Origin of the sequence: Acidovorax sp. A1169, from assembly GCF_030704685.1 — a bacterium.
Classification (GTDB): domain Bacteria; phylum Pseudomonadota; class Gammaproteobacteria; order Burkholderiales; family Burkholderiaceae_C; genus Acidovorax.
Map to the genome: position 1 here is coordinate 67320 of NZ_JAUZDX010000008.1, position 16032 is coordinate 83351.

The window sequence follows — 16032 nt, forward strand, 5'->3', positions numbered from 1 at the left end:
CCGGAGGGGCCAGCGGGGCTGGCCCTTGCCGTATGCTTGGCGCAATGGACGAAACGGTTCAAAACTCCCCGCCTTCCGCCAGTGACAGCCGCCCGGCGCGGCAGCGCGCGGCGCGCGCGGCAGCGGCGACGCCTGGTGCCGAGCGCGTGCGCGTGAACGACCCCGACCGCACCATGGCCAACATCCTGCAGGTGGCCACGGCGGAGTTCGCGGACAAAGGCCTGGCCGGTGCCCGCATCGATGAGATCGCCGCGCTCACCAGCACCAGCAAGCGCATGATCTACTACTATTTCGGTAGCAAGGAAGGCTTGTACGTCAAGGTTCTCGAAGAGGCCTACCGCCGCATCCGCCAGATCGAGTCGGAGCTGCACCTGGAGGACCTGGCGCCCGAGCAGGCCCTGCGCACCCTGGTCGGCTTCACCTTTGACTACCAGCTGGCCAACCCCGACTTCATCCGCCTTGTGATGAACGAGAACATGCACCGCGGCGAGTACATCAGCCGCTCCACGACCATCCAGGAGCTCAATATCCCGGTCATCCATGCGGTGCACAAGGTCTACCAGCGCGGCGTGGCCGCCGGGGTCTTTCGCCCCGACGTGGACCCTGTCGATTTGCACATGTCGATCTCGGCGCTGTGCTTCTTCAACGTCTCCAACCGCCACACCTTCGGCGCCATCTTCAAGCGCACGCTCGACTCGCCGGCCGCCATGGCCGAGCGCCGCGAATCCATTGTCGAGATGATCGTGCGCTTCCTGCGCCCCTGAGCTTTCGCGGCAAGCACACCCCGGCTGCGGAGATCAGGGTTTGTACCCGGATTAAATACTAACCAGTTCGTACAAAATCTCGATCACAACGACCGGAGACTAGCGATGCTGGAATGGACCGACCGCCTGCTGGGGCGATACACCCGCCTGCTCGACATGCTGGGAGGCGTTTGCCTGGCCCTGATGGTGGTGCTGGTCTTCGGCAACGTGGTGGCGCGCTATGCTCTCAACTCGGGCATCACCATCTCCGAAGAGCTTTCGCGCTGGCTGTTCGTATGGCTCACCTTCATGGGCTCCATCGTGGCGCTGCGCGAGCACGGGCACCTGGGCACCGACATGCTGGTCTCGCGCCTGCCGCCCGCCGGCAAGCGCGCCTGCCTGGCACTGGCCCAGGTGGCCATGCTGTTCGTCTCCTGGCTGCTGCTGTCGGGCAGCTGGGCGCAGATGCTGATCAACTGGGAGACCGAGGCCCCCGTCACCGGCGCATCGGTGGCGATCTTCTACGCCAGCGGCGTGCTCATGGGCGCCTCGGGCATCGCGATCCTGCTGCGCGATCTGCTGCGCACGCTGTTCACCCCACTGTCCGAACAGGAGCTGGTCATGGTGCAGGAGAGTGAGGAGTTGTCCGCGCTGGCCCAACGCAATGGGGTCGATTCCGATCTGCCTGCCAAGCGCTCCTGATCCGCCGCACCTCACGCCCACAGGACACCCGCCCATGACCGTCGCCATCTTCCTCGGCTCCCTGCTGCTCGCCATGGCGATCGGCATCCCCATCGCCTATGCGCTGCTGCTCAGCGGCGCTGCGCTGATGTGGCACCTGGACCTGTTCGACGCGCAGATCCTGGCGCAGAACGTCATCAACGGTGCCGACAGCTTTCCCCTGCTGGCCGTGCCCTTCTTCATGCTGGCCGGCGAGATCATGAATGTCGGAGGCCTGTCGCGGCGCATTGTCAAGCTGGCGCTGGCCTTGGTGGGCCACATGCCCGGCGGCCTGGGCTACGTGACCATCATGGCCGCCGTGCTCCTGGCCGCCGTTTCGGGCTCGGCCGTTGCCGATGCCGCAGCCCTCGCCTCGCTGCTGCTGCCGATGATGGTCGCTGCCGGGCACGACAAGGCCCGCTCTGCCGGCCTGATCGCATCGGCCGGCATCATCGCCCCGGTCATCCCGCCTTCCATCGGCTTCGTGATCTTCGGCGTGGCCGCCAACGTGTCCATCAGCAAGCTGTTCCTCGCGGGCATCGTGCCTGGCCTGCTGCTGGGCCTGTCGCTCGCGGTCACCTGGTGGTGGCTGGTGCGCAACGAGAAGGTGCAGCCCCCGCCCAAGGCTTCGCGCGCCGAACTCCTCAAGGCGCTGCGCGAAGCTGTCTGGGCCCTGGGCCTGCCCCTCATCATCCTGGTGGGCCTGCGCATGGGCGTGTTCACCCCGACCGAGGCGGCCGTGGTCGCGGCCGTGTACGCCCTGCTGGTGGCGATGTTCGTCTACCGCGAGATCGGCGTGCGCCAGTTGGCAGGCATCTTCCAGGCCTCGGCCCGCACCAGCGCCATCGTGATGTTCCTGGTGGCTGCCGCCATGGTCTCGGCCTGGCTGATCACCGTGGCCGACCTGCCCACCAAGGTCATCGGCATGCTGGAGCCCTTCATGGGCAACCAGACGCTGCTGCTGGTGGCCATCATGGTGCTGGTGATGGTGGTGGGCACGGCGATGGACATGACGCCCACCATTCTGATCCTGACCCCGGTACTGATGCCGGTGGTCAAGGCCGCCGGCATCGACCCCGTGTACTTCGGCGTGCTGTTCATCATCAACAACGCCATCGGGCTGATCACCCCGCCGGTGGGCACGGTGCTCAATGTCGTGGCCGGGGTGGGGCGCATCTCCATGGACCAGGTCACGCGTGGCGTGCTGCCTTTCATGCTGGCCCAGTTCTTCGTGATGTTCCTGCTGGTGGTGTTCCCCTCCATCGTCATGGTGCCGCTGCGCTGGCTCACCGGCTGAAATTTACACCGTCGTCGTTCTGTTCCGCTACCCACTACATCAAGGAGACTTTCATCATGACCCTCGTGAAGACCCTGCTCGCCACGGCCCTGGTTGCCGCATCGCTGCTGTCCGGTGCCCACGCGCAGGAGCGCACCATCAAGTTCGCCTTCCAGAACCAGAAGGAGCACCCGCAGGCCCAGGGCGCGCAGAAGTTCGCCGACCTCGTGGCCGCCAAGACCAATGGCCGCATCGCGGTCAAGCTCTTCCCCGGCGGCACGCTGGGCGGCGACCTGCAGACCGTCTCGGCGCTGCAGGGCGGCACGGTGGAGATGACCGTGCTCAACGCGGGCATCCTCTCGGCCCAGACCAAGGAATTCGGCATCTACGACTTCCCCTTCCTGTTCGCCTCGCCGCAGGAAGCCGATGCTGTCACCGACGGCCCCTTCGGCAAGAAACTGCTCGACAAGCTGCAGGCCAAGAACCTGGTGGGCCTGGGCTACTGGGAGCTCGGTTTTCGCAACCTGACCAACAGCAAGAAGCCCATCACCAAGGCCGAGGACATCGCGGGCCTCAAGATCCGCGTGATCCAGTCGCCGATCTACATCGACATGTTCAACGCACTGGGCGCCAACGCGGTGCCCATGCCCTTCCCCGAGCTCTACACCGCCATGGAGCAAAAGGCGGTGGACGGCCAGGAAAACCCGTTCTCGACCATCCTCTCGTCCAAGTTCGCCGAGGTGCAAAAGCACCTCACGATCACGCGCCACATGTACAACCCGCAGGCCGTCATCGTCAGCAAGAAGTTCTGGGACAGCCTGAACCCCGCTGACCAGAAGGCCGTGACCGAAGCCATGGCAGAGGCCACCACCTTCCAGCGCAGCGTCTCGCGCTCGCAGGCCGACGTGGCGCTGGAGGAGCTCAAGAAGGCGGGCATGCAGGTCACCGAGTTCTCGCCCGCCGAGGTCGACAAGCTGCGCGCCAAGGTCAAGCCCGTGGTGGAAAAGCACAGCGACAAGGTCGGCGCCGAGACGGTGCAGGAGGTCTACGCCACGCTGGCCAAGCTGCGCGGCGGCAAGTAACACCGCAACCCGCATGGCCCGGCGGCTTCAGCCCGGGCCATGCAGGACGGCCCGCATTCCATGGACACCCTGCTGCTTCTCGACCCCCCGCCCACCATGTCTTCCACAAGCCCCCGCAAGGTACTGATCGGGCTGATCGGTGCAGGCATCCAACAATCGCTGTCGCCTGCGCTGCACGAAGAAGAAGCGCGGCACCATGGCATGCGCCTGCACTACCAGCTGATCGATCTGGACCGTTCCGCATCTTCGCCCGAGCAGCTACCCACCCTGCTGTCGGCGGCACGCATCATGGGCTATGCCGGCTGCAACGTGACCTATCCCTGCAAGCAGGCCGTGATCCCGCATCTCGACGACCTGTCCGAGGAGGCGCGGGCCATGGGCGCCGTGAACACCGTGGTGGTGCAGGATGGCCGGCTGGTGGGGCACAACACCGATGGCTCGGGCTGGGCCTGGGGTTTCCAACGTGCATTGCCAGAGGCCGATCTGGCCCATGTGGTGCTGCTGGGCGCAGGCGGTGCCGGCGCGGCCATTGCCCATGCCGTGCTGCGGCTGGGCGCGCAGCGCCTGGCCATCGTGGATGCGCAGCCCGAACGCGCTGAGCAACTGGCGGCCGATGTCAACGCGCTCTACGGCGCGCGCGCCCAGGCCAGTGACATTGCCACCGCCATGGCCCCGGCCACGGGGCTGATCCATGCCACGCCCACGGGCATGGACAAGCTGCCGGGCCTGCCGCTGGACGTGGGCCTGTTGCGCCCTGCCATGTGGGTGTCCGAGGTGGTGTACTTCCCGCTCGAAACGGCCCTGGTGCAGGCTGCGCGCGCCTTGGGTTGCCGCGTCTCGGACGGCGGTGGCATGGCCGTGGGCCAGGCGGTCGGGGCGTTCGAATTGTTCACCGGCGTCGCCCCCGATCCTGCGCGCATGGATGCGCACTTTCGCCAACTGGTCACCAGTCGCTGACCTGGTGCGCTCACCATTTCTCAAGGAGCCCCGCCCATGAGCACCCCGATGACGGCCGACCGTGAATCCCTGGGCACCCTGCCCAACCCCCTGGGCCTGCAGGGCGTGGAGTTCATCGAATACGCCACGGCCCGCCCCCAGGCCCTGGGCCAGGCGCTGGAGCGCATGGGCTTCAAGCCCGTGGCGCGCCACCGCTCGCGCGAGGTACTGCTGTACCGCCAGGGCGGCATGAACATCATCGTCAACGCCCACCAGGGCGAAGAGCCGGCACATGGCGCGCAGGCCCCTGGTGATGGCCCGGTGCTGGCCGCCATTGCCTTTCGCGTCGGCAATGCTGCCGCCGCCTACCGGCGCGTGCTGGAACTCGGGGCCTGGGCCGTGCATACCGAGGTCGAGGTCATGGAACTCAACATCCCGGCCATCCACGGCGTGGGCACGAGCCGCATCTACTTCGTCGACCGGCACCGCGAGTTCTCGATCTACGACGTGGACTTCGTACCGATACCGGGGGTGGACCCGCGCCCGCCAGCGCAGCACGGCCTGCACCTGTTCGGCCTGGTGCAGTACATCGGCCTCGATCGGCTGGCCGACTGGACCGCCTTCTACGGCGAGCTGTTCGGCTTTGCCGAGCTGCCGCCCGAGCAGAACTTCGGCGTGCTGACGCAAGGGCGCATCCTCGCCAGCCCCTGCGGCACGCTGTACTGGCAGCTCATCGAGCCGCTGATCGACGCGCTCGATGCCAACCCCGGCGAGCTGCTGCAGCGCGTGGCCTTCGGCACGGGCGACGTGCTGGCCACGGTGGCAACCCTGCGTGCGCAAGGTGTGGATTTCGTGGAGTCCCCAACGGGCGTGCACAGTGAGGTGCGGGGGGCGTTGACCCGCGCCGACGCCGGCGGCGCTAGCTTCGAGCTGGTGCTCGACCCGCGATGAAACCGATACTTCCCATGCGCGCCCAGGCCATGCAACGCAACGTCGCCGATTTCGGCATGGACACCATCAGCCTCGCCGGTCCGCTGGAGGCCAAGCTCGCCGCCGTGAAGGCCGCCGGCTTCGGCCAGATCATGCTGGCCGCACGCGACCTGGTCGGCCACCCCGAGGGCATTGACGCCGCCGTGCAGGCGGTGCGCAGCAGCGGCCTGCGCGTCACGGGCTTTCAGGTGCTGCGCGATTTCGAGGGCCTGTCGGGCCACCTGCACAGCTACAAGTTGGGCATCGCCCAGCAGATGATCCTCATGGCGCGCGCGCTTGGCACCCGGGTGCTGCTGGCCTGCAGCTCCACTTCGCTGCACGCCACAGAAGACCCCGAAGCGATTGCGCGCGACCTGCGCAAGCTGGCCATGCTGGCGCTGCCCCACGGCATCCGCATCGCGTTCGAAGGCCTGTCCTGGGGCCGGCACATCAACGAGGTGCACCAGGCCTGGGCCGCGGTGCAACGGGCCGACTGCCCCAACCTGGGCCTGGCCATCGACTCGTACCACCAGTTCGCCACCAGCACCCCGCTCGAAGCCCTGGAGGGCGTGGACCCGGAGCGCATCTACCTGGTGCAGCTGTCGGACTTCATGTGGCAGGAGACGCGCACGGTGCAGGAGCGCATCGACACGGCGCGGCACTTCCGGGTGTTCCCGGGCGAGGGCGTGCACAGCCAGGCGTTGGTCGATTTGGTGCGCAAGCTCGACGGCATGGGCTACCGCGGCGACTACAGCTTCGAGGTCTTCAACGACGACTACCAGCAACTGCCCCTGCCCTACGTGGCCGGCCGGGCGTGGAACAGCGCGGTGTGGCTGGCCGAAGGGGTGCTGCAGCGTGCCGTGCCCTTGCCTGGGCATCTGCGCCTGCAAGCGCGTCCGTGACGACGGCTGTGCTCAGCTGTTGGCGCGCTTCTTGAGCCAGCGCATGAGCCCACCCACCACGGGCAGCTTTTCGTACAGCTCCTCGGCCGCGTCCCAGTAGTCGCGGTGCAGCGTGACCAGGCCCTGGTCGTCCAACACCAGGTGCGAGGCACCGCGCACCGTCTGCGCCACGCCCTTGTGGAAATTGCGGAAGGCGAACAGGAACTCCCAGGTCAGGAAGCACTGCTGCCCCTGCACCACGCGGCCCGTCACCACGAAGCGCGGCTGGTCCAGCGCCACGAACATGTGCTCGAAGATGTGCCGGATGGCGGGCAGTCCCTGCACCTCGTTGAACGGGTCCTTGAAGCGCGCATCGGCCGCATACAGGCGGCCCAGTGCCGCCACGTCGGCCGGGGCCAGGGTCTCGAAAAAGGCGATCACGCGGGTGACGGCCTCTTCGGTGGATGGGGTGGTGTCTGGCGGCGGCATGGGGCTCAAAGTCCGGTGAACTTGCGGATGGCCGGAAAGTACCACCCATACGGCAGCACGCGCAGCATCTTCATCACACGCGTGAAGCGCTTGGGGAAGTGGATGTCGAACGCGCCCTGCCCCCAGCCCTTGAGGATGGCCGTGGCCGCCTCTTCGGGCGTGATCAGCGCCGGCATGCGAAAGTCATTGCCTTCGGTGAGCGGCGTGGCCACGAAGCCGGGGTTGACGACGCTCACGCCCATGCCCAGGCCGTGCAGGTCCAGGTACAGTGCCTCGGCCAGGTTGATGAGCGCCGCCTTGGTCGGGCCGTAGGCCAGGCTCTTGGGCAGCCCGCGAAAGCCGGCCACGCTGCTGACCAGGCTCACATGCCCGGGGCGGCCCGCATGTGCGGCGGCCAGCATGTCTGGCAGCACGGCGGCCAGCAGGTGCAGCACGCCTGTGTAGTTCACCTGTTCGTGGCGCAGCATCACGGGCAGGTCGAACTCCGTGGCGCGCATGTGGTGGTAGGTGCCTGCGCAGTAGCACACAAGGTCAAGCGGTCCACCCGCCAGCACCTGGGCTGCGGCCGCCTTCACGGCGTCGGGTACGGCAGTGTCCAGCGGCAGGGCCACGCTGCCGGGGTGTTGCACGACGAACGCATTGAGCGCCGCTTCGCTGCGGGCCGAGACGATGACCTCGGCCCCGCGCGCATGCAGGGCCGATGCCGTGGCCCTGCCGATGCCACTGGAGGCACCCACCAGCCAGGCCCGGCGGCCCTGCCAGTCGCGCAGGCGGGGATTCAGGCTCATGGCGCCCGCCGGGTGAACGACAGCGTGATCTCGCCCAGCCGCACGCCGAACTTGCTCATGGTGGCGCGGTTGAGCATCACGCGCTCGTCCATGAGGTACATCCAGTCGTCCAGGTCCACGTGGTAGACCGTGCCATCCACGGGCAGGGCCAGCGTGTAGTTCCAGCGGAAGGCGTTGCCACGCACCTGGCCCACGGCCTGGCCGATCACGTCGCCGGCCGTGCCTGTGTAGCGGCCATCGGCCTCACGGGTGAGGCGCCAGATGCGCCGCTCCGTGCTGCCGTCCGAATAGGTGAAGGCCTCGTCCAGCACGCCCTGGTTGCCGGTCCACTGGCAGTTCATGACCACAGTGAAGCGTTTGACGATCTTGCCGCTGCGGTCCTGGAACATGCCGTGCGCGTCGATCACGCCATTGAAATACTGCGCGAGGTCGAGCACGGGCTTTTCGGCCGCGTAGTCGGCCAGGTTCTGGCCCGCGCAGCCCGACAGCGCCACGGGGGCGGCCACGGCGGCCGCCGAAAGGAGTAACAAGCGTCGCTGCATCATGGTTTGCCTTGGAGGGATGGAATGGCTGCGGCAAGGGGTTGCCGCAGGATCAGGAAGTACAGCGCTGCAGCGGCCACCAGCTTCAAGGCACAAGGCAGCACGGCATAGGCCAGGCCCAGGGTCTGAAGGCCCTCTGCGCTGCGCGTGCCGGGCGTGTAGCCCAGTGCGTCGAGCAAGGGCAGGGCCAGGCCCGCGGCGAGTGCCAGGTTGAGCTTGGTGGCAAAGTTCCACCAGCCGAAGTAGGCGCCCTCGTGCCGGCCGCTGTCGCCTTCGGCCGCCACCACCCCGGCCAGCAGGGCACCGGGCAAGGCGAGGTCGGTGCCCAGGGCCACGCCCGAAAGCGCGCACACGGCAAGGAAGGGCATGCTGTCGCCCATTCCGAGCCCAGCCGTCCAGCCAAACACGGCCACGGCCAGCAGCATGCCCGCCAGCCAGGTGCGGGCCAGGCCCCAGCGCGCCACGGCGCGCAGCCACAGCGGGATCGAGAGCGCTGCGCAGAGGAAGTACGCGGCCAGGAACATCGGCTCTTGGCCCGGCGGCGCCTGCAGCCGGTCCTGGATGAAGAACAGCACCAGCGTGGCCGGTACGGCGCTGGCAATGCCGTTGAGCACGAATACCGCAAGCAGGCGGCGGAAGGCGGGCCGCGTCCAGGGCCGCCACAGGTCCGCGCGGCTCGTAGCGAGAGGCGCAACTGGAGCAGGCCGGGGTGCGCGCAGCCACGCCAGCCAGCCCAGCACCAGGGCGGCCGCAAACACGCCCAGCATCACCGGCAGACCCAGCAGCGCGGGCAGTACCGAGGCGAGCACCACCCCCACCAGGGCCGCGCCCTCGCGCCAGGCGACGATGCGACTGCGCTGCAGCTCGTCACCGCCCAGGCGCGCACCCCAGGACTGGTGCGCAATGCCGAGCTGGCTGTAGGCCAGGTAGGTGACCAACAGGCAGACCAGGGCCCAGGCCGCGAGCGCGCCCTGGCCCTGCACCTTGGGGAAGAACAGCGCGGTGAGCCCGACGGCCAGCACCACGGCCGACACCGCCCCCGTGGAGAGAACCGCCAGCGGCGAGCGCTCGAACAGCCGGTCGGCCCAGCGGCCGAGCAGCGGGTCCGAGACGGCATCGAACAGGCGCGCGGCCAGCAGCACGCCGCCCAGCGTGGCCAGGGGCATGCCGAACTCACGGGCGTAGTGGTTGGGCAGCAGCACGTACAGCGGCAGGGCCACGAAGGCCAGCGGCAGCCCGAGCAGGCCATAGGCCAGCCCCTGGCGCCAGGGCAGCAGCGCGCCGGCGTTCAAGGCGTCCCCGCAGCAGAGGGTGCAGCGATCAGCGCCTGGCGCAGCGCCGGCTCGGAGGTGCGCGGCGACAGCCAGATGCCGAAGAACAGGCGCGAGAACTCGGGGTCCTTGACCTCGCCTACGACCTGTCCGCCCATCTGGAACACGGCGCCCGCCCCGGGCTGGTAGATGCCGGTGAGCTGGTCGCCCGCCTTCACGTCGGGCAGGGCGGCCTGCAGGGCCTGTTGCCAGCGTGTGGCCTGGGCGGGGGTGAAGCGGCCCACGCGGCGCATTTCCTGGATGGAGCGCCCGGCAATCGCTTCGGCCGTGAAATCACGCTTGTACGCCAGCTGGAGCACCAGGGGTTGGGCGGTGTAGTCGCTGGCGTCAAAGCCCGGGCTCACCCACAGCTGGGCGCTGTAGATTTCAAATCCCAGGAAGCGCAGCGTGCCCTGGCCGGCCTGGCGCAGGCCGGCCAGCGGCGCTGCAGTCGGCGCCTGCGCCAGGGCCAGGTCCGGGCAGAGCAATGCCAGGGCCAGGATGAGCATGGCGGCTTGCGTCATGGCCATGGCTCAGTCACGCACCAGGGTGTACTGGACGAGGTTGATGTTGGCCATGGCAAAGGCCGCTTCGCAATAGGCCAGGTAGAACTCCCAGATGTGCAGGAAGCGCTGGTCGAAGCCGAGCTGCAGGATCTGCGCACGCTGGGCCAGAAAGCGCTCGCGCCAGCGCCTGAGGGTCTCGGCATAGTCCTGGCCGAAGGCGAACTCGTCCACCACGCGCAGGCCGGCGGCCTCGGCCTCGCGGCGGAACTCGCGCGGGCAGGGCAGGCAGCCGCCCGGAAAGATGTACTGCTGGATGAAATCGGTGGAGCTGATGTAGCGCTCGAACAGGCCGTCGTCGATCACGATGCTTTGGATGCAGGCCTTGCCCCCGGGCTTGAGCAGGCGCCGCACGGCCTGGAAATAGGTCGGCCAGTACTCGCGGCCCACGGCCTCGATCATCTCGATGGAGCAGACCGCGTCGTAGGGCCCGTCGGTGATGTCGCGGTAGTCCTGCAGGCGCAGATCGGCCTGGGCACCCACGCCGCTCGCGACCATGCGCTTGCGCGCGAACTCCAGTTGCTCGGTGGACAGCGTCACGCCGGTCAGCGAGGCACCGAACTCGGTGGTGGCCATCTCGGCCAGCGCGCCCCAGCCGCAGCCGATCTCCAGCACCCGGTCGCCCGCTTGCACGCCCGCCATGCGCAGGGCGCGGCGCACCTTGGCATGCTGGGCGATGCGCATGTCGCCACCGGCATCGCCCTCGAACCAGGCCGACGAGTAGTTCATCGTGTCGTCCAGCCACAGCGTGTAGAAGGCATTGCCCAGGTCGTAGTGGGCGTGGATGTTCTTCTGGCTGTTGGCGCGCGTGTTGCGGTTGAGCAGGTGCTTGATGCGGTACAGCAGCCGCCCGGCCCAGCTGCCATAGATCACGCCCTCCACCTGCTGGCGGTTGGCGATGAACACGCGCAGCAGGTCCGTGAGGTTCGGCGTGGTCCAGTCGCCGGCGATGTAGCTCTCGGCAACGCCGATGTCGCCGGACTTGAGGGCTGCCTTGCAGACGTTCCAGTTCTTGAGCGTGATGGCTGCTGCCGGCCCGTCGCCATGGTGGTTGCCGAAATGCTGCAGCGTGCCGTCGGGCAGTTGCACCGTGAGGCTGCCGTGTTGCAGGCGCTGCATCAGGCGCAGGGCCGTGCGGGCGGCGGCAGGGGTGCCCCTTGGCAGGGCGGGTGCGAGGGTGGTGCTGTTCATGGCGGGCCGGATGGAAGAGGGGTTTCGGGACGGTGCGTGCCGGGCTCAGCGGGTCACGGCGGAGGCGGGTGCTGCGGGCTTGCGGTGAAAGCGCACCCGCTTGGCCCACAGACGGAGGGCCTGCCAGTGGATGCGGGCGATCACCGCCAGCGTCATCGCCGGGTAGCCCCACAGCGCCTGGCGCAGGGTCTTGCGGGTGATGGGCGAGAGCGTGCCGCTCACGCTGGTCTGCAGCAGCGGGCCGTTGGCGTCGTCGTGGTCGATGCGTACCACGGTGCGCTCCAGCCCGCCCTGCACCGCGCGCAGGAAGCGGAAACGGTATCCGCCGCTGATGTCGCAGAACGGCGAGACATGGAACACCTTGCGCGCATGCTGCTCGGCGCCGTAGCGCGGCTGGTCCAGCAGGTAGCAGTGGCGCTCGCCAAAGGTGTTGTTGACCTCGACCACGATGGCGCGCAGGCTGCCGTCCGGGCGGTGGCAGTACCAGAAGCTCACGGGCTTGAAGGTGTAGCCCAGCACCCGCGGGTAGCAGTGCAGCCAGACCTCGCCCGTGGCGTCCGCGATGCCTTCGGTGCGCAGCAATTCGTCGATCCAGGCGAGTGCGCCGCCCTGGGCGTCGCTGCGGCCATCGCCATGGTCGCTATCGTGAAAGCTGATGGTGCCCCTGCGGTTCACGGCCAGCAGCCCGGCTGCCTGCGCGCGCAGTGAGCGCATGGGCAGCATCAGGAAGAAGGTGGGGTAGGCAAATGCATTCCGCTGGGGGCGCAGGCGCGTATGGCGCACCTGGCCAAAGCCCAGCAGCGGCTCGGCGGTGCGGGTGTCCATCAGGCGGCCTCCGCCAGCGGTGCCGGCATGCGGGCCAGCAGGTGCTCGGCCACGGCCAGGCCCGACTTCAGCCCGTCTTCATGGAAGCCATAGCCCGTCCAGGCGCCACAGAACCAGGTGCGTTCGCGGCCCTGGAGCTGCGCGACGCCCTTCTGCGCACGGATGGCCGCCAGGTCGAAGACCGGATGGGCATAGTCGTAGCTGTCGATCACCTGGTCTGCGGCGATCTGGCCCACCGGGTTGAGCGAGACAACGACCGGCTGCGCGAAGGGCACGGGCTGCAGCTGGTTGATGAGGTAGTGCAGGCACACGCGCGCCGACTCACGGCTGCGCTCGGGTGCGCGTTCGTAGTTCCACGCGGCCCAGGCGGCACGGCGTTCGGGCAGCACCGAGGTGTCGGTGTGCAGCACGGCGCGGTTGGCCTGGTAGCGGATGGCACCCAGCACGGCGCGCTCCTGCAGCGTGGGCTGGGCCAGCAGCGCCAGCGCCTGGTCCGAATGGGTGGCCAGCACCACCTGGTCAAAGCGCTCGGTGTTGCCGGTAGTCACCACGCGCACGCCTGCAGCGTCGCGCTCGATGCGGCGCACGGGGGTGTCCAGGCGCTTGTCTTCGATGCCCGCCACGATCTTGTCCACATAATGGCGCGCGCCACCGGCCACCGTCCACCACTGGGGCCGGTCGCTCACCTGGATCAGGCCGTGGTTGTGGCAGAAGCGGATCATCGTGGCCACCGGGAACTGCAGCATCTGGTCCGTGGGGCAGCTCCAGATACAGCCCAGCATGGGCAGAAAGTACCAGTCGCGGAACGCGTCGCCGAAGCGGTGCTCCTTGAGGAAGTCGGCCAGGGGCTGCATCAGCGCGGCATCGGCCTGGGCTTCGGCCAGCCGCGTGCACAGCCGGTTGAAGCGCAGCAGGTCGTAGAGCATGCCCAGGAAACGCGGGTTCACGAGGTTGCCGCGCTGGGCGAATACGGTGGACAGGTTCGTGCCGCTCCACTCCAGCGTGCGCCCGCCGCCCAGGGCCTGCGGCACCTGCACGGAGAACGACATGTCGGACTTGGCGGTTTCCACGCCCAGGTCGGCCAGCAGGCGGATCAGGTTCGGGTAGGTGCGCTCGTTGAAGACCAGGAAACCCGTGTCGACGCCGCAGTGCACGGCGTCGCCGTCTGGGCCCGGCAGGGTCACGTCCAACGTATGGGTGTGGCCGCCGAAATAGCTGCCCGATTCGTAGAGGGTGATGTCGGCCTGGCCACGCAGCCGGTGGGCCACGGCCAACCCGGAAATGCCGGACCCGATGATGGCGATCTTCATGGCCGGCTCCCTCTGGCCGGCAGGCTGAATAAAAAAGTTGCGAAGCGTCCCGAAACGAATAAGAGAGGGAGGGAGGAGAAGCGCTCCAGGAGAACAGTCGGAACCCGTGGGACCGAAAGGCTTCGCAACGTTAAAACGGGGGGACGCTCAACACGTCCTTGCTGTGGATAGAGTAAGGGCGTTCTGCAGAAGTTCCAGAGCTTCTCCTGCATTTTTTTGAAGAAATGTAAAGAAAACATTACGTTCACCGAGTTGGTGCAGTGGCCAGCTGTTGTTCGATGGCCCGGACCAGTCCCTTGCTGTCCGGCGCGGTGAGGCTGGTGTAGCTGTCCACCAATTTGCCGTCGCGGCCCAGCAGGTATTTGTGGAAGTTCCAGCGTGGCGGGCCGGACATCTGTGCCAGCTGGCGGAACAGCGGCGAGGCGTCGGCACCGGTCACCACGCTCTTGGCGAACATCGGAAACTTCACGCCGAAGGTGTTTTCACAGAAATCCGCAATCTGCTGGTTGTTGCCGCTTTCCTGCGAGAAGTCGTTGCTGGGAAAGCCCAGCACCACCAGGCCCTTGTCCTTGTAGCGGGCATAGAGATCTTCGAGGCCTTTGTACTGCCCCGTGAAACCACAGAAGCTGGCCGTGTTGACCACCAGCACGACCTTGCCGCTGTACTGGCACAGCGATTGCGGCTTTTCATCCTGCAGCCGGGGGAAGGTGTGCTGCAGCGTGGCCGGGCAGGATTCGGGCGGGGCCGCGAAGGCGGATGGAGCGAAGCCGAAAAACAACAGGGCACCCGTGGCATGGGCCAGGGCCAGAAAGCGCGGGAATTGGGTCATGGGGACACCTGCCAAGTTGGATGGGGTCAATTTAACCAATGAATCATATTTTGTCCACATAAGTTTTTATTTGTACTGATCGGTATTTACGTGGAATTTCCAGTTGAGCCCTCTGCTTTGCCAGCATAGGGGCGGGAAAACCGCAGTGTTGCGGGCACGGCCTGCGTAGACAGTAATACGCGGCCCGGCGCCATTTGGATGTGCGCTCGGGCCCGGTGCGCTCAGAGGACTGGGTAGGGGGAGGCGAAAGCCATAGTGGACCTCGGCAGGGTTGCCGTCCAGCCATGGATGAATGGTGTGGTTGTGGCGCCAAGGCCGCGCAGGCCCTGCGGGGGCTGGCCTGCGCCGCAGGCTCAGACGAGAGGGAGCAGCCGATTGAGCGATAGCTGGACGCGCACGTCCTTGTGCGCCACCACGCCGACGATCTTCCACTGGGGCTGGGAGGTGTCCCTAGGGATCAGCTCACCGGTGGGCATGCCCAGCCGGTTGGTGACCACGGCCACGCGTGGCGTGGTGCCGCTGGCGCCACGGCGCAGCACCACGGCGACTTCCTGGCTGGCGAGCTTCACGAAGGCCCCCGGCGGGTAGATGCCCAGGGCCTTGACCAGGGCGGCGCCGGCCTCGTCGACCTTCTGTTCCTCGTCGTAGTAGCTGGCCTGCATGGCGGCGGTCACCGGCATGGGCGAGCGCGCGGCGCGCGGCGCCAGGCGGGCACCGAAGACGTCGGCCCGCTGGATCAGCCGGGCCATCTGCAGGCCGGGGCTCTTCTGGCCGAACGCGCCCGGGGTGCGGTGGTGGTGGTGGCGCACGGCCTCCAGCCACAACTCGCTGTGCACGCCCAGGTCGCGCAGCAGGGCCTCGGACCGGGCCGCGTGGTCCTCCACGGCGGTGATCTGGGCCGAGGTCAGGGGCTGGGTCTGCTGGGCCAATTGGTCCTGCAACTCGGTCATGGCGATGTTCATGGAGAGGGCTGCCTGCCCCACCACCTGCACCTGGGCCGGGGGCCAGCGCAGCATTTCCCTGGCTACCACCATGCAGACGCAGGCCACCAGCATGGCGTGGGTGCCGCTGTACATGCGCGTCTCCTGCGCCGACAGGTAGATCAGCGCCAGCAGCGTGGCATCGGGCGACTGTTCGCAGTTGCGCGCCAGCTCGGCATGCAGGGGCTGGAAGCGGTCCGGAAAATCTGCGGCATGCGGGCTGCGCAGCAGCCGGGTCGCGCGGTCCTGCAGGGCGGGCCAGTCCACCACATAGGGCGGGGCATCGCGCTCGCGCGGGGAGGCCTGGGCACCGGCAGTCATCTTGATGGACGCCAGTTGCCCGAGGTTGGTGTCCTGGCGCAGCATGCGCTGCAGCTGGGCGACGTAGGCGCGGTAGCTCTCGCCGGACTCTTCCACGTCCACACACAGCTGCCGGCCCCGGGCCAGCATGGTGCCCAGCTCATCCTGCGACTGCACCACGAAGCCCTTCTGGGCCAGCAGCGCGCCGTCGGAACCCCGCAACGCGAATGGCAGGGGGTGGCCGAGCTGGATGGAATCGACGTTGATGGTGACGAGGTTCATAGCAGTACGCCATTAT

General features: G+C 67.7%; 17 protein-coding genes. 7 read left to right on the forward strand and 10 right to left on the reverse strand.

The annotated features are described in order from the left end of the window. Window positions 1–44: 44 nt before the first annotated feature. The 7 genes from QYL93_RS14940 to QYL93_RS14970 all read left to right on the forward strand — a co-directional run bounded on the left by QYL93_RS14940 (window position 45) and on the right by QYL93_RS14970 (window position 6628). Window positions 45–764 carry a TetR/AcrR family transcriptional regulator gene (locus QYL93_RS14940; RefSeq protein ID WP_305744375.1) on the forward strand — a complete coding sequence of 240 codons (720 nt, stop codon included), beginning with the start codon at window positions 45–47 and terminating at the stop codon, window positions 762–764. A 105-nt stretch (window positions 765–869) separates the two neighbouring features. Continuing rightward, window positions 870–1445 (forward strand): TRAP transporter small permease, encoded by a 576-nt coding sequence (locus QYL93_RS14945; RefSeq protein WP_305744376.1) that lies wholly within the window; start codon window positions 870–872, stop codon window positions 1443–1445. A gap of 34 nt (window positions 1446–1479) precedes the next feature. Beyond that, window positions 1480–2760, forward strand: coding sequence for a TRAP transporter large permease (locus tag QYL93_RS14950; RefSeq protein WP_305744377.1), 1281 nt, complete (start codon window positions 1480–1482; stop codon window positions 2758–2760). A 56-nt stretch (window positions 2761–2816) separates the two neighbouring features. Then, window positions 2817–3821 (forward strand): TRAP transporter substrate-binding protein, encoded by a 1005-nt coding sequence (locus QYL93_RS14955; RefSeq protein WP_305744378.1) that lies wholly within the window; start codon window positions 2817–2819, stop codon window positions 3819–3821. Window positions 3822–3917: 96 nt separating this feature from the next. Then, the gene (locus QYL93_RS14960; RefSeq protein WP_305744379.1) at window positions 3918–4778 is read left to right on the forward strand and encodes a shikimate dehydrogenase; all 861 of its coding nucleotides are present in this window, start codon (window positions 3918–3920) and stop codon (window positions 4776–4778) included. A gap of 36 nt (window positions 4779–4814) precedes the next feature. Continuing rightward, window positions 4815–5708 (forward strand): 4-hydroxyphenylpyruvate dioxygenase, encoded by an 894-nt coding sequence (locus tag QYL93_RS14965; RefSeq protein ID WP_305744380.1) that lies wholly within the window; start codon window positions 4815–4817, stop codon window positions 5706–5708. 14 nt (window positions 5709–5722) lie between these two features. Next, entirely contained in the window at window positions 5723–6628 is a 906-nt protein-coding gene (locus tag QYL93_RS14970) for a sugar phosphate isomerase/epimerase (protein ID WP_305744536.1), read from the forward strand. Between the two features lie 12 nt (window positions 6629–6640). Here QYL93_RS14970 and QYL93_RS14975 read toward each other — a convergent pair whose 3' ends face one another. The 10 genes from QYL93_RS14975 to QYL93_RS15020 form a co-directional block, all read right to left on the reverse strand. Next, window positions 6641–7096, reverse strand: coding sequence for a nuclear transport factor 2 family protein (locus QYL93_RS14975; RefSeq protein WP_305744381.1), 456 nt, complete (start codon window positions 7094–7096; stop codon window positions 6641–6643). Between the two features lie 5 nt (window positions 7097–7101). Beyond that, entirely contained in the window at window positions 7102–7884 is a 783-nt protein-coding gene (locus tag QYL93_RS14980; protein WP_305744382.1) for an SDR family oxidoreductase, read from the reverse strand. Further along, a complete protein-coding gene (locus tag QYL93_RS14985) occupies window positions 7881–8426 on the reverse strand; it encodes a DUF3833 domain-containing protein (RefSeq protein WP_057200634.1) in 546 nt (181 codons plus the stop codon). Before QYL93_RS14985 ends, QYL93_RS14980 begins: the two co-directional genes overlap by 4 nt. Next, window positions 8426–9718 (reverse strand): MFS transporter, encoded by a 1293-nt coding sequence (locus QYL93_RS14990; protein WP_305744383.1) that lies wholly within the window; start codon window positions 9716–9718, stop codon window positions 8426–8428. Before QYL93_RS14990 ends, QYL93_RS14985 begins: the two co-directional genes overlap by 1 nt. Then, window positions 9715–10260, reverse strand: coding sequence for a chalcone isomerase family protein (locus tag QYL93_RS14995; protein ID WP_305744384.1), 546 nt, complete (start codon window positions 10258–10260; stop codon window positions 9715–9717). The genes QYL93_RS14990 and QYL93_RS14995 overlap by 4 nt, the downstream gene beginning before the upstream one ends. Before the next feature lie 9 nt (window positions 10261–10269). Continuing rightward, window positions 10270–11490, reverse strand: a complete 1221-nt coding sequence (locus tag QYL93_RS15000; RefSeq protein ID WP_305744385.1) for a cyclopropane-fatty-acyl-phospholipid synthase family protein — start codon at window positions 11488–11490, stop codon at window positions 10270–10272. Between the two features lie 45 nt (window positions 11491–11535). Next, on the reverse strand, window positions 11536–12315 hold the full coding sequence (locus QYL93_RS15005) for a DUF1365 domain-containing protein (protein ID WP_305744386.1): 780 nt from the start codon (window positions 12313–12315) through the stop codon (window positions 11536–11538). Beyond that, window positions 12315–13625 carry an NAD(P)/FAD-dependent oxidoreductase gene (locus QYL93_RS15010; RefSeq protein WP_305744387.1) on the reverse strand — a complete coding sequence of 437 codons (1311 nt, stop codon included), beginning with the start codon at window positions 13623–13625 and terminating at the stop codon, window positions 12315–12317. The genes QYL93_RS15005 and QYL93_RS15010 overlap by 1 nt, the downstream gene beginning before the upstream one ends. A 244-nt stretch (window positions 13626–13869) precedes the next feature. Further along, window positions 13870–14454 carry a glutathione peroxidase gene (locus tag QYL93_RS15015; RefSeq protein WP_082604041.1) on the reverse strand — a complete coding sequence of 195 codons (585 nt, stop codon included), beginning with the start codon at window positions 14452–14454 and terminating at the stop codon, window positions 13870–13872. Window positions 14455–14807: 353 nt separating this feature from the next. Continuing rightward, window positions 14808–16016: an HD-GYP domain-containing protein gene (locus QYL93_RS15020; protein WP_305744388.1), complete on the reverse strand. Its 1209-nt coding sequence runs from the start codon at window positions 16014–16016 to the stop codon at window positions 14808–14810. Window positions 16017–16032 lie beyond the last annotated feature (16 nt).